General features: G+C 55.2%; 8 protein-coding genes. 5 read left to right on the top strand and 3 right to left on the bottom strand.

Translation table 11 applies throughout. The features are described from left to right. The first annotated feature begins 7 nt into the window (after positions 1-7). The 5 genes from K0H79_RS01585 to K0H79_RS01565 are packed head-to-tail and all read left to right on the top strand — an operon-like array spanning position 8 to position 7,712. The gene (locus K0H79_RS01585) at positions 8-196 is read left to right on the top strand and encodes a helix-turn-helix domain-containing protein (protein ID WP_209519727.1); all 189 of its coding nucleotides are present in this window, start codon (positions 8-10) and stop codon (positions 194-196) included. Beyond that, positions 193-2,319, top strand: coding sequence for a class I SAM-dependent DNA methyltransferase (locus K0H79_RS01580; RefSeq protein ID WP_220077088.1), 2,127 nt, complete (start codon positions 193-195; stop codon positions 2,317-2,319). Before K0H79_RS01585 ends, K0H79_RS01580 begins: the two co-directional genes overlap by 4 nt. Continuing rightward, positions 2,316-3,674, top strand: coding sequence for a restriction endonuclease subunit S (locus K0H79_RS01575; RefSeq protein ID WP_220077087.1), 1,359 nt, complete (start codon positions 2,316-2,318; stop codon positions 3,672-3,674). Before K0H79_RS01580 ends, K0H79_RS01575 begins: the two co-directional genes overlap by 4 nt. After that, complete coding sequence (locus K0H79_RS01570) at positions 3,671-4,597, top strand: FRG domain-containing protein (protein WP_220077086.1); 927 nt, start codon at positions 3,671-3,673, stop codon at positions 4,595-4,597. The genes K0H79_RS01575 and K0H79_RS01570 overlap by 4 nt, the downstream gene beginning before the upstream one ends. Before the next feature lie 10 nt (positions 4,598-4,607). Next, a complete protein-coding gene (locus tag K0H79_RS01565; protein WP_220077085.1) occupies positions 4,608-7,712 on the top strand; it encodes a type I restriction endonuclease subunit R in 3,105 nt (1,034 codons plus the stop codon). A 448-nt stretch (positions 7,713-8,160) separates the two neighbouring features. On the opposite strand, the gene K0H79_RS01560 is transcribed toward K0H79_RS01565, so the two are convergent. The 3 genes from K0H79_RS01560 to K0H79_RS01550 are packed head-to-tail and all read right to left on the bottom strand — an operon-like array spanning position 8,161 to position 14,815. Further along, positions 8,161-10,500, bottom strand: a complete 2,340-nt coding sequence (locus tag K0H79_RS01560) for a GH92 family glycosyl hydrolase (protein ID WP_220077084.1) — start codon at positions 10,498-10,500, stop codon at positions 8,161-8,163. Next, a complete protein-coding gene (locus tag K0H79_RS01555) occupies positions 10,500-12,290 on the bottom strand; it encodes a sodium:solute symporter family protein (RefSeq protein ID WP_220077083.1) in 1,791 nt (596 codons plus the stop codon). The genes K0H79_RS01560 and K0H79_RS01555 overlap by 1 nt, the downstream gene beginning before the upstream one ends. Beyond that, positions 12,287-14,815: a glycosyl hydrolase 2 galactose-binding domain-containing protein gene (locus K0H79_RS01550; RefSeq protein WP_258405452.1), complete on the bottom strand. Its 2,529-nt coding sequence runs from the start codon at positions 14,813-14,815 to the stop codon at positions 12,287-12,289. Before K0H79_RS01550 ends, K0H79_RS01555 begins: the two co-directional genes overlap by 4 nt. Between the last annotated feature and the right edge of the window lie 31 nt (positions 14,816-14,846).

Below are 14,846 nucleotides of genomic sequence, written 5' to 3'. Positions count from 1 at the left end.
TACGGCGATGAATGATGACATTTTTACCATACGAGAAGTCACGCAATACCTGAAACTTAACGAGAAAACGACCTATAGACTTACGGCAGAAGGTAAGCTGCCTGGATTCAAGGTTGGTGGCTCATGGCGCTTCAGACGTGCGGAAGTCGACAAGTGGATTGACGATAAAATCAACAACAAGGACATCAAAGAATGAATGGTGAAACCCACCGCCAGCTGGCCAACTTCATCTGGTCCATATGCAACCTGCTGCGCGGCCCTTACAAACGCAATGAATATCGCAAGGTTATCCTGCCGCTGACAGTTCTGCGGCGTTTCGAGTGCCTGCTGGAACCGACCCGTCAGGCCACCCTTGAAGAGTTCCAATCGCTGAAGACCAAGCCCGAACGTGTCCAGCAGGCTCGGTTGCAGCAGATCACTGGTTACCGTTTCTATAACCTATCGCGCATGCAGCTCACCTTGTCGGGCGAAAAGATTCACTCGCTGCTGGATGACCCCAACAACCTTGCACCGAACCTGAACAGCTACATCAACGGCTTTTCTCCCAACGTCCGCGCCATCATGGAGAGGTTCAAATTCAGCGAACAAATCGCTCACATGGCGGAAAAGAACATTCTGTTCGAGGTGGTCAAAGCCTTTGCCAAGATCGACCTCTCGCCCCAGCGAGTGGACCAGATGCAAATGGGCTACGTGTTCGAAGAGTTGATCAGGATTGGCGCAGAGCAATCCAATGAAGAGGCCGGGGAGCACTTCACCCCGCGCGAAGTGATCAAGTTGATGGTCAATCTGCTGCTGGCTCCGGAACAGGATCTGGCCAAGAGCGACGTGGTCAAGACCATCTACGACCCCGCCTGCGGCACAGGCGGTATGCTGTCGGTGGCCGAAGAGTACATCCGCCACCTCAACAGCGATGCACGCCCACATCTTTACGGCCAGGACTGGAATGATGAGGCCTGGGCGGTGTGCAAGTCCGATATGCTGATCAAGGGAGAGGACGCCGACAACATCATCCTAGGCGACACCTTCACCCGCGATGGCTTCGACCGAGACTCCGACGGCAACAAGTGGATCTTCGACTACATGCTGGCCAATCCACCCTTCGGCGTGGAGTGGAAGCAGCAGCAGAAATACATCCAGAAAGAGGCCGATGAGCTCGGTTATGCCGGACGCTTCGGTGCAGGAACCCCGCGCATCAACGACGGAGCGCTGCTCTTTTTGCAGCACATGATTTCCAAGATGCGGCCCGTCAACAAAGACGGCAGCCGCATCGGCATCGTTTTCAACGGCTCGCCGCTCTTCACCGGCGATGCGGGCAGCGGTGAGAGCGAGATCCGCCGCTGGATCATTGAGAATGACTGGCTGGAAGCCATCGTAGCCCTACCGGAACAGCTCTTCTACAATACCGGAATTGCCACCTATATTTGGGTCATCACCAACCGCAAGGCTAAGGAGCGCAAAGGCAAGGTGCAGCTCATCGACGCCCGCAACTTTTGGGTACCGATGGAAAAATCCCTTGGCAACAAGCGCCGCCGTATCGGCGACCCGCAAGACAAGCCCAAAGACCCGAACCATATCGCTGAAATCACCCGCATCTACGAGAACTTCCAAGACGGCGAAACTCGTACCTTCCTCCTCGATGGCAAGGAAAAGGAGCTGGTGGTCAGCAAGCTGTTCGACAACGACGACTTTGGCTACAACAAGATCACCGTCGAGCGTCCCCTCCGTCTCAACTTTCAGGCTACAGCCGAGCGTATCGCCCGCCTGGAGGAGCAAACCGCCTTCAAGAATCTTGCTTCCAGCAGCAAGAAGAACGAAACCGTCCGCCAGCAGGAGATCGAGGCAGGTAGGGTGCGACAGCAAGAGATCCGCGACCTGCTCGCCGACTTTGCCAACAAGCATGGCGATACCCTGTACAAAGATCGTAAGCTTTTCCTGCTTGCCCTGCGCGAGGTGGACCGCGCCAGAAACATCAAACTATCCACCGCCGAGCTGAAAGCGGTGATCGCCGCCCTAGGTGAACGGGACGAGACCGCCGAAATATGCAAGGACAAGAAAGGCGAGCCGGAAGCGGATGCCGACCTGCGCGACACAGAGACAGTTCCTCTCAAAGAAAGCATCGAGGAATACTTCCAACGCGAGGTGTTGCTTCACGTGCCCGACGCCTGGATAGACTACGCCAAGACCAAGATTGGCTATGAGATCCCCCTCAATCGTCACTTCTACCGCTATGAAGCGCCACGTGAACTGACCGAAATAGAAGCCGAAATAAAAGGGTTGGAAAGCGAGATTCTCGAATTGCTTAAAGAGGTGACTGCATGATGAAACAGCAAACCTACTCCGAGTACAAGGAGAGTGGTGTCAAGTGGCTGGGGCAGGTGCCGGGGCATTGGAATGCTGTATCATTGAAATGGATATCACAGCGTTACTCTGGCGGGACGCCCGATAAATCCAACGATGCCTATTGGGAAAACGGTGACATTCCTTGGCTTAACTCAGGATCAGTCAATGACGGTTATATAACTGAGCCATCTACCTATATTACACGGGAGGGATTTGCAAGCAGTAGCGCTAAGTGGATCCCCACAAATGCATTGGTTATGGCACTCGCCGGGCAAGGAAAAACAAAAGGGATGGTTGCTCAACTTGGCATCCGTGCCACATGTAACCAATCCATGGCCGCGATTATTCCCAAAGAGAAGTTTACGCCACGTTTTCTCTATTGGTGGTTGGTGTCCAATTACCAGAATATTCGCAACATGGCTGGCGGTGAGCAAAGGGATGGCCTCAATCTTGATATGCTGGGATCAATTCCCTGTCCGCAGTTACCTCTCCCCGAACAAACCGCCATCGCCGATTTTCTCGACCGTGAGACGGGACGGATCGATATTCTGATGGCAAAGAAGCGACAGCTGATCGCGCTGCTCAAGGACAAGCGCAGCGCCCTTATCTCCCGCATCGTCACCCGTGGTCTGCCTGAAGCCATCGCCGGCGAATTCGGCCTCGAACCCCACACCCGTTTCAAGGACTCCGGCATTGAATGGCTGGGACAGGTGCCGGAGGAGTGGGATGTACTTCCTTTCACAAAATATGTTGGTGAAAAGTCTGACTATCGAGGCAAAACGCCTGAAAAAACAGATGACGGGATCTTTCTTGTGACGGCAAAAAACGTTCGGATGGGCTTTATCGATTATGAGACGTCCAAGGAGTACGTTGCCAAAGAGGATTACGATGAAATCATGCGCCGAGGCTTGCCGAAGCTAGGGGACATTCTCTTCACAACCGAAGCACCGCTGGGGAATGTTGCACTTGTAGACGATGAAAACGTAGCAATGGCCCAACGAATTATTCGCTTCCGTATGAGACCGAAAAGATTTGAATCGAAGTTCACACTCTATGGCATGATGTCTGATCATTTCCAAAATCAGCTTAAAAGCCTTTCCACTGGCTCGACTGCTGAGGGCTTGAAGGCCAGCAAGCTCACAATACTGAGATTAATTTGCCCCCCGCTGCCTGAACAAACCGCCATCGCCGCCTATCTCGACCGCGAAACCGCTAAACTCGACAGACTGGTGGAAAAGGTCGATGCAGCCATCGTCTGCCTGCAGGAGTACCGCACCGCCCTTATCACCGCTGCCGTAACGGGGAAGATTGATGTTCGGGAGGTGGTGGTATGAACGAGTTCACCATCAACAGCTTCGAAGAGTACCTGACCACAGTTCGCAACAACTTGGGCATTGTTGAAAGAAACGGCAAACGGGTACGCCGCTATTTTCGCGGCCAGACCAAACGGGCCTTCGAGGGCTACGACCTCAAGCCCTCCATCGGGCGCTATGTCCACCTGAACAGCTTGCCACCCGCCGAGCGGGACCAACAGGAAAACGAGGTACTGGAGACCTTCAGCAATCATCTGCTCACCTATGTGAACCACCTGCCGCGTAATGACTGGGAGGCGCTGGCTATCGCCCAGCACCATGGTCTACCGACCCGCTTCATGGACTGGACCACCAACCCGCTAGTGGCCCTCTACTTTGCCTGCCGTGACTCCAAGAAGGACAAGGACGGCAACCCGCTCGATAGCGCCGTCTATGTGCTGATCAGCGAACCGCCGCGCTTCAGTGAATTGCGTCGTCAGCAGAAGAACGGCGCGGCCAGTGTGGAGGAGCAGGAATCCACTGCATCTTTTGCAAGCGAGGACGATGGTTACGACGACTTCGGGCTGGACGAAAACGTTGAAGTGCCAGTGCTCGCGGATGACGATCTGGACACGGCCACGGTTACCCGGCCGCAAACCCTTGCGAAACCGGCCCAAGATGGTGAGTTGTCACCTTTTGGCATTACTGGCAACGTCATCTACGACCCGCCGCACGTCTCGCCGCGCATCCGGGCTCAGGACGGAGTACTACTGGCTTGCCATCAGCCGATGCAGCCACTGGAGGAGAAGGACGTGTTGGAGATTGTGATCAGCCACACCGCTCATGACGACATTCGCCGCCGACTTGACCAGTATGGGGTCTTCGACAAACAGTTGTTCCCAGATCTCGACGGTATAGCCAAGTGGCTCAAGTATCGGGTTTTCGAGATCAACGGAATGACCTGAGGAAAAGCGCATGAAACAGACCACCGAAAAAGCCTTCGAATCCTATGTGGAGCAGATACTGCTGGCCAAGGGCTGGCAGTCGGACAACACCAGGGGCTGGAACCGTGAGTGGGCACTGTTCCCTCAAGCGATCACCGACTTTATCGCCACAACCCAGCCGCAGCTGTGGGTGTCGATGCGCAGCCAGCACGGGGAGCAATTGGAAGCTATGCTACTGGCCACCCTTATCAAGGAGCTGGCCATCAAAGGCTCGTTGCATGTGCTGCGCCACGGTTTCAAGTTCTATGGCAAGACCTTTCGGCTGGCCTACTTCAAGCCCGCCCACGGCCTTAACGAAGAGGTACTGGCGCAATACCGAGCCAACCAACTCACCGTCATCCGGCAGGTGCCCTGCCATCCAGGCGACCATTCCACGGTCGATCTGGTTTTTGCCATCAACGGCCTCCCGGTGGCAACCTGCGAGCTGAAAAATCCTTGGACCGGCCAGAGCTGGCGCAATGCGGTGCGGCAGTATAAAGAAGACCGTAACCCGCGCGCGCCGCTATTCGAGTTCAAGCAGCGAGCACTGGTGCACTTCGCCGCTGACCCAGACGAAGTGCATATGACCACCCGGCTTGCTGGGGGCAAGACTTTCTTTCTGCCCTTCAATCGCGGCAGCCATCCCGGCGAGGTGCAATGCGGTGCGGGTAACCCGCAACATCCCTCTGGCTACCGCACGGGCTATTTCTGGGAAGAGGTACTGGAGCGAGAGAGCTTCCTCGACATCCTCGGCCACTTTGTCTTCATCGAGAAGAAGGAAGAAAAGGTAGGCGATGGAAAAGGCGGCAGCCGGATGGTAAGCAAAGAGGCGATGATCTTCCCTCGCTATCATCAGTTGGACGCCACCCGTAAATTGATCGCCGCCGCCCGCGCTGAGGGGCCTGGGCAGACTTATCTGATCCAGCACTCGGCGGGCAGTGGCAAGACCAACTCCATATCTTGGCTGTCGCACCGACTGGCAAGCCTGCACGACGGCGACGATCACAAGGTGTTCGACTGCGTGATTGTCATCACCGATCGCCAGGTGCTGGACCGCCAGTTACAGGATGCCATCTACCAGATTGAGCACGCTCAGGGGGTAGTCAAAGCCATCGACCAGGATTCGAAACAACTGGCTGCGGCGTTGATTGACGGTACCAAGATTGTCGTCACCACACTTCAGAAGTTTCCTTTTGTGCTGCGCGGCCTGCTCCATGCAGCAGGGGCCGAGAGCGCGGACGATCCTGATGAAGCGACCAAAGCGAAGGCCAAGGTCTGGGAGGCAGAGATCGGCAAGCGCCGTTATGCGGTGATCGTGGATGAGGCTCATTCTTCACAGACCGGCGAGACGGCGAGGGAGCTGAAGGCGATTCTCGGCGCTAAAACAGGTGGAGACGACGAAGAAACTGACTGGGAGGATGGCCTCAATCAGGTAATAGCATCGCGCGGTCGGCAGCCGAACATCAGCTTTTTCGCCTACACCGCTACCCCCAAGGGCAAGACGCTGGAGTTATTTGGCCGCGTAGGCCGCAGCGGCAAGCCGGAGCCCTTCCATCTCTACAGCATGCGTCAGGCAATCGAGGAGCGCTTTATCCTCGACGTACTGCAAAACTACACCACCTACAAGACCTATTTCAAGTTGGTTAAGGCGGTGGAAGACGACCCTAATTTGTCAAAGAAGAAAACGGCGCGAGCGCTGGCGAAGTTTTTGGTGATGCACCCGACCAATATTGCACAGAAGATTGAGGTGATCGTCGAACACTTCCGCGGCCATGTACGCACTCATCTGGGAGGGCGAGCCAAAGCCATGGTGGTGACCAGTTCGCGTCTGCAGGCAGTGAAGTACATGGAAGCCTTTCAACGTTACATCGATGAGCACGGTTACGACGACATCAGGTCGCTAGTGGCCTTCAGCGGGACGGTGCGCGATCCAGAAACTGGTCTGGAATACACCGAACCAGGGATGAATACCGACGTGGTAAGCGGCAAGCCGATCAGCGAAAAGCAATTGCCGGAGCGCTTCGCCTCGCCCGATTACCAAGTGCTGTTGGTGGCCAACAAGTATCAGACGGGCTTCGATCAGCCACTACTGATGGCCATGTACGTGGATAAAAGGCTGGACGGTGTACAGGCAGTACAGACCCTTTCACGCCTCAACCGCATGGTACCTGGCAAGGAAACTCCCTTCGTACTGGACTTCGTCAATGAAGCCGAAGATATCTATCGCGCTTTTAAACCCTACTACGATACAACCAGTCTGCAAGAAAGCTCCGATCCTGTTCTGCTAGAACAACTCAAGCATGGACTGGATGCCTTTCAGATCTACCACTGGAGCGAGGTAGAGGCGTTCGCCCGAATTTTCTACCGTGAGCCTAGCAAACATAACCCCGCCGACCATGCCCACCTGCAGCGCCATCTGCAACCAGCGGTGGATCGTTTTAAGGCGATAGCGGATGAGGAACAACGTGGAGAATTCCGCGACAAGCTGAGCGGTTACGTCAAAGTGTACAGCTTCCTAAGCCAGATCATCCCCTATGGCGACCCCGATCTGGAGATGCTCTATAGCTTTGGCCGGTTCCTGATACCACATCTACCGTTGGAGCGTGACGCCAGCGCCATCAAGCTGGGTGATGAAGTGGGCCTTCAGTACTACCGTCTGCAACGGGTCTTTTCAGGTGCAATCGAACTGCGTGAGGGTGAAGGCGATTACGGAGTGAAGAGCCCCACAGAGGTCGGTACCAGTAAGACCAAGGAGGAGAAGGCGCCACTTTCCGAAATCATCCGAGTACTGAATGACCGCTTCGGCACTAACTTCACCGAGGAAGACAGGCTTTTCTTCGAACAAATCAGGGAAAAGGCCGCCAATTCCCCAGAAGTAATCCGCCTGCGACAGGCCAACCCATTTGACAAATTCCAGTTGGGTCTTCGTCAGATGCTGGAAGATCTGATGATTCAGCGAATGAGTGAAAACGACAAAATTGTCTCGCGCTACATGGACGACAAGGCCTTTGAAGATGCAGCCTTTGCTGTATTATCCAAAGTTATTTACGATACTATCCCAGGATCGAGTGGTGACTTTCCAGAGAGTCGGCGATAAGAAACACGAAAGACCCTCTGTTTGGGGAAGCGGCTATTACTACTCCTGGTGGGCTAGCGGTTCCCACTTTCCCAATTTTCCCACCTCAACAAGCCAGAGGTAGGCTTGTTGGAAAAAAGATCACTCAGTACAAATACAGTAAGATTTTTATCTGTGGGTAGTAAAGTGGGTGGCAAATACAAAACAAGCACGAACAATTAATTTAAGTTATTGTTTTTATTTAATTATTTTATTTTAATTTACGAGCAGATCCAAAACGTAGAGTAAGTTAGTCCCTGCTACGCCTTATTAAAATCCTGTTATAGCCCTTGTTATAACAGGATTTTTATTTTAAACGCCCATCGCTGTTCTGGGTTGTTTGCTGCTTTTGGCAAAAGAGGAAGGCGCACAAAAGGTTTATCAACCCAAGTGCGCCTTCCATCAATTCGCAGCATCTGTCACTGCAGGCTTATTCAGCCAGTTCAAAAACCAGCTCACCGCCATTCAGCAGCTGCTGATGGGTTAATATGGCACTGTCGTGCTTTTTACCATTCAGCCACACGGCCTTCACCCATCCATCGCCTTTTTTGATGATATTGAATGACTTGCCATTGGGCAGCATCACGGTCGCTTTGGCAAACTGGGGGGTGCCCAGCACATAGTCGCCGCCTACGGGATTGAGGGGATAAAAGCCCATGGCGCTGAACACATACCAGGCCGACATCTGGCCCAGGTCGTCGTTTCCGGCCAGACCATCGGGCTTGGCCAGATACATGGTGTCGCGGATTTCTTTAATCCGTGCTTCGCCATGCTGCTTTTTACCGGTAAAGGCATACAGGTAGGCCACATGATGCACAGGCTCGTTGCCGTGGGCGTATTGGCCGATAAGCCCGGAGATATCCGGGGACACATCCCCCTGCATTTCAGAACTGGTGGAGAAAAGCTCATCCAGCTTGGCCACAAAGCTCTGCTCATCGCCGTACAAAGCCATCATGCCCGGCACGTCGTGGGGCACAAAGAAACTGTACTGCCAAGCGTTGGCCTCGGTGTAGTCGGTGTTGCGGTGCTCCACATAGGTCGGGTTGAAAGGCGTGACCCAGTTTCCTCTGTGATCCTTGCCGCGCATAAAGCCGGTTTCAGCGTCAAACAGGGTTTTATAGCTCTGCGCCCTTTGGCTGAACAGCTGATAATCCGCGGTTTTACCAAGCACCTTGGCCATTTGTGCTATGGCCCAGTCATCGAAGGCATATTCCAGGGTTTTGGATACGGCCTCCACTTCCAAATCGGAAGGCACAAAGCCGTATTCCCTGAACCTGTCGATGCCGAATCTATCCTGCATCGCCGAGGCCTTGATGGCGGCGTAGATGTGTTCCGGGTCGGCGCTGGTTAAGCCCTTTAAATAAGCATCCACAATCACGGGCACCGCATGGTAGCCAATCATCACGTCGGTTTCGTTGGACATCAGGTCCCAAGTGGGCAACAGTCCGGTCTCGTCATAGAAACCCAGCATGGACTTGACCATGTCATCGACCCGCTCGGGGTTGCTGAAGGTCAGCAGCGGATGCAGGGCCCTGAAGGTGTCCCACAGAGAGAACAGCGAATAGCGCCCATATCCCGGGTTGGCATGGGCGGCGCCATCGGCACCGAAAAAAGCGCCATCCACATCATGGAATACCTGAGGCGCAACAAAGGCATGATAGAGCGCCGTGTAAAACTTGGTTTTGTTAACCTCGTTGCCGTCTTCCACCTGAAACTTGCCGAGCTGCTGCGCCCAGGCCTCGTGGGCATTGGCTTTGATTTGAGCAAAGCTCAGGTCTGCCACCTCGGCCTTCAGGTTAGCTTTGGCACCGGCAATGCTGGTGTATGACAGGGCCACCCTGGCTTCCACCACTTTTGCCGCTTTCTCCGCAGAAGCACCAACTGACGAAGAACCCGCCGACGAAGAACCAAAGTTCAGCACTATGCGGCCTTTTTCGGCCTGTAACTGCTCACCCTTGATGGCCTGGTTTTCGCTGTAGAGCTGATGGCTGAAGGGCTGATCAAACTTAGCCACAAAGTACAGCGGCTGATTTTTGGCCCAGCCGGTGGACAGGCGGTAACCCGTCAGGGTGTGCTCATCCTCTACCCGCAGAAAGGTGACCACGGATTTGTCATAGTTTTGGGCATAGCCCAAATCAATCAGCAGCTGTGCATCCGCGTCGCCATCGAAGCGATAACGGTGAACCCCGGTGCGGGTGGAGGCAGTGAGCTCCACCTGCACCTGCTCTTCCGGCAGATACAGGCTGTAATAGCCAGGGGTCGCACTCTCTTTGGCATGGCCGTAATGGGTGAAAATTCTGTCTTTGTCGTCTCTTGGCCGGGTCAGGTAGTCGCCGCGAAAGGGCATTACCAACAAATCCAGCATGTCGCCCACCCCCGTGCCCGACAGGTGAGTGTGGCTGAAGCCCAGCAGGGTATCGTCAGAATAGTGATAACCCGAGGTCCAATCCCAGCCCTTGGATGGGTTATCCGGGCTTAGCTGAACCATACCAAAGGGCACCAGGGCACCGGGAAAGGTGTGACCATGGCCACCGGTGCCGATAAAAGGATCGACATGCCTGAGCGCCAGTGCCTGTGCTTCAATTTGCGCCGGAGACTCGGATTGCAGCTGCTGCGAACCGGAAACACTGTCGGCCGAGGGTCCCATGGCCGCTCTAGGGGCACAGCCCACCGCCGTCAGTAAAGAGAAAGCCAACAGCGTTGGAGTTAACAACATGGGTTTCAGACGTGGTAAGGACTCGACGCCCTCTTTCAGAGTTATTGTTTTCATTAATCTTTCAACTTATCCAACCAGTTTTTCTTCAGGAACCAGGATGTCAGTATCGCCAGTGCCAGTGCCAGCCATACCTGGGTCCATTGCTGGATAACCAGGTAGATGGGCAAGGCCACCAGGCAAATCTGCCAGGCCATACCGACCAGAATATTCACCATATCCCGCAGCGGATGTGTATCCACTTCAAAATCAGGATCGGCGGCTTTGACTTTGTCATGCACCGGACCCCAGCAGCCCCAGGGGCGTACCTGACGGTAAAAGGCGCACAGCACTTCGTCCGGCTCGGGACGGGTCGCCAGCGTCCCCAGAATGGAGCCCGCCAGACTCAGCGCCAGCAGCAGCGGGAAGGCAAACAGCGGATGGGTACCCGGCATAACGAGCGGCAGACACAAGGACGCCAGCAAACCCGCCATCATGCCCCAGAAGTAGCCGTAGGCATTAAAGCGCCACCAATGCCACTTAAGCAGGTTGGCCGCGGCATAGCCGCCAAATAGAGCGCCAAAGATCCACTGCATGATCTCGTTGATGCTGGAAAGCATCAGTCCCAGCCCGACACCAATCAGTACCAGCACCAGTGACACCAGATAGCTGACCTTAACGTAGGTCCTGTCATCGGCATCGGGGCGGAAATAGCGCTTGTAGATGTCATTCACAAAGTACACGGGGGCGGCATTGAGAGAGGCGGCCAGGGTCGACATAAAGGCCGCCAGCAGACCGGCTATCAGCAGCCCCGTCAGCCCCACGGGCACAAAGTTGTGGATGGCATAGGGCAGGATTTGCTCGAAGTCGAAGCTGCCGCCCTGGGCCTGAATTTCCGGCCCCATGTACACAAGTGCCAGCACGGTAAGGCCCGCCACCATCATGTAACGGGGGAAAAACATCACCAAAGACACCAGGCCGCTCATCTTGGCCGCTTCCTTGGGTGAGCGGGTCGCCAGAATGCGCTGCATATCGTAGTTGGGCACAGGGCCCGCCATGGAAAAGAGCACGCCCTTGAACAGCATCATCATGATCATCAGGCCAATCAGCTCCAGGCTGTCGGCGCGAATCTTGTCGTTCACGCTGTCAATCAGCCCCTGCCAGTTGAGATCCAGCTGCCAGCCAAACCAGATGTTATCCCAGCCTTCCGGTGTGGCGGCCTTGATTTGCTCCGGGGTCACCAGGTTGATGGCAATCAGGCCCACGGCCACGGCGGCAATGGTCATGATCACAAACTGCATCACCTCGGTAAACACCACCGAATACATGCCGCCCTTAATCACATACAGGCAGGTTACCGCAAAAATGATCAGCGCATAGGTGTCCGGCGACAGCTGCCATGGGAAGAAAATGGCCGCGAATTTACCAATGCCTTTAAAGGCATAGGCGATAAAGCCGATGGCGCTGACAATGGCAAATATCACCACCACCAGCTGGCACAGCTCAGCGCCTCTGCCACTGCCAAAGCGGGTCTGCAGCCACTGGGCCCCTGTCATCACGTTGGAGCGGCGCAGCCACACCGACAGGTACACCATCAGGAATACCTGGTTGAAGATGGGCCACACCCAGGGCAGCCAGGCACTCTTCAAGCCGTAAACAAAACACATGGACACCAACCACATGGTGCCTGCGATGTCGAACATGCCCGAGGCATTGGAGACGCCAAGCGCCCACCAGGGGATTTCCTTACCCGCCAGAAAGTAGGCATTCATGTCTCTGCTGGCAAGGCGGGAGATATAAACCCCAAGCCCTAAAGTGCCCAGCAGATAGGCGCCTATGACCAGTAAGTCCAGCCAGGCCAGGGTCATTGGGTTTCCTCCTGCACTATGGATTGACAGCGAATGCCCTTCACCAGGGCCGCCTTGGCATCATCATCCATGCCCGGTAAAGCTATGTGGATGCGCTTTGGCTCGCCGGGGAGCAAATCGAAGAAGTTGTCCGAAAAATTACCGGCTACGTCTGGTAACTCCAAATGGCACTGGCGAATAAGCGTATTGGTGCCAAGGGTCAGGCTAAGCCCTTCTGCATCAAAGCCTGGTTCAATGGTCAGCTCCGGCGTTTTCAGTGCCTGTTCTTTGCTCGGCACAAAATAATACAGGCAATCCGTCAGCAGTTGCCCCTGCTCATCCAGCAAGCGTCCCCGCAGCACCAGCTGAGTGGCATCATACTCGCCAAGCAGGCTTGCCCTATCCAACTGGCACACCAGGGTGCTGGTATTCAGGGGGGTATCAATCGACTGCCGCTCCTGCCACAGGCAGTTGCCGTCAAAGTCCAGCAGCTCAAGTTCAAGCCTTGCCTTAAGCGGTTCAAGGCGGTCGCTCACCAGGCGAACACGCACTGCCTCATCGACCTCATCCACCACCAGCAGATCGGTGCGGAAACTGCGTTTGGCCTGATAGTGCAGCGCCTTCCAGCGACCGTAGTAATCGATGCCGGACCAGGACGCCGCAGGCCAGGTGTCGTTAAGCTGCCAGTAGAGGCTGCCCATGCAGAAGGGGCGCGCCGCACGATGGGCTTCAAACGCCAGCTTCAAGCCTTCGGCCTGTTGTACCTGACTTAAAAACAGCAGCCGCGTGAAGTTTTCCGGATCCCGGTACTCCTGCTCCATGTAGCTGCGAATCAGCTTGTTACCCCGGGGGTGCTTCTGATGCACCCTGAGTACGCTTGAGTCCAGATGCCAGTCGGCCTCCTCGGTAAAACGCGCCATGGACGAGGCCAGCGGGAATGACTGAAAGCCGAACTCACTCATAAAGCGGGGAATACGTTTCTGATATTCGCTGAAGGGCTCCTCGCCGTGCCACACGCCCCAATAATGGTGATTGCCTATGTGGTCCATGTCTTCTTCCCAGAAGCCAATGGGGGACGAGCGCAGATAAAAACGTCCGGCGTCCAACTCGGCCACGGCGCCGGGCAGACACTTATCAAACAAGCGGATGTAGTCGTCCTTCAGTCGGGCGTAGAGCTCTTCGCTGTAGCCAAACTTCTCGGGCCACTGCCAATGCTTGATGCCCATATCCACTTCGTTGTTACCGCACCAGAGCGCCAGGCAGGGATGATTACGCAGGCGTTTGATGTTGTAGGCCGCTTCCTCGCGGACATTATCCAGAAATGCCTCATCGGCCGGATACAGGGAGCAGGCAAACATAAAGTCCTGCCAAATCAGGATGCCGTTCTCATCGGCCAGGCGATAGAAAATATCATCCTGATAAACGCCGCCGCCCCACACCCGCAGCATATTCATGTTGGCGTCCACCACGGCCTCAAAGTCTGCCCGGTGACGCTCGGGCGTCATGCGGTGGATAAAGCTGTCGCCGGGAATATAGTTGGCGCCCTTCATAAACACCGGCTGACCATTCACCCTGAGGTAGAACGATTGCCCCATGCCATCGGCTTCGTTGATGACTTCCAGGGTACGCAGGCCAACGGCCTGACTGTGCTGGGACAGAATCTCATCGCCACTGAGCAGGGTGAATTGAAACCCGTACAGATGGGCCTCACCAAGGCCATTGGGCCACCAGAGGCGGGGATTGGCGAGCTCGAAGTCAAGTCGCAGCGCCGACTGTTCAGTCAGCGGCACTTTCCGGTTTAGTTGCACTTCCCGATTAAGTGGCACTTCGCGGTCAAGCTCGGGCGCAGCAGGGCATGCGACCCGCAGAGTCAAAGGGCGCTCTTGCTGAAGCTGAGCAGAAATCTTCAGGCTGACATCGAAGCTGAATTCGGCCTTATCGCTGCTGAGACTGTGCTGAATAAAGTGCACGTCCTCGATACGACCTTTTTTTATCCCTTGCAGGCCGATGGCTCGCCAGATACCACTGGTCACAAATCTTGGGCCCCAATCCCAGCCAAAATGGCAGGGCGCCTTACGGCTGTAGACGCTGAGCTTTTCGACCGACTTGTCGTTTTCCGCCGGATAGGTGAAGCCCGCCGCCTGATGCAGCGGCAGGGTTTCTTTAATGGGCGAACGAAAGTGAATTTCCAGCAGGTTTTCCCCAACCTTCAGCAGCGACTTACAGGCAATACGCTGACCAATAAACATATTGCGACTGTCGCCAAGCTTATGGCCATTGAGGTACAGGTCGCAATAGGTATCCAGACCTTCGGCCACCAGCTGCACCTCATCGTTTTGCCACCAGTCCTCGCCCAGGGTAAAGGTCTTGCGATAGTGCCAGTCCTCTTGCTCAATCCATTGCAGCGCCTCTTCGTTATCCCGATAGAAGGGATCGTCAATCAGGCCATTGGCGAGCAGATCGGTAAAGTTACAGCCGGGCACCTGGGCCGGCAGCCATTCGGCTTTACCCTGCTGACGAAATTGCCACTGTCCGCCCAGCTCCATTGTTTGACCAAAAGAGTCCAGTGATCGGCTA

Source organism: Shewanella sp. FJAT-52076, assembly GCF_019457455.1.
Taxonomy (GTDB): domain Bacteria; phylum Pseudomonadota; class Gammaproteobacteria; order Enterobacterales; family Shewanellaceae; genus Shewanella; species Shewanella zhangzhouensis.
This window is presented reverse-complemented; position numbering and strand designations above follow the sequence as displayed.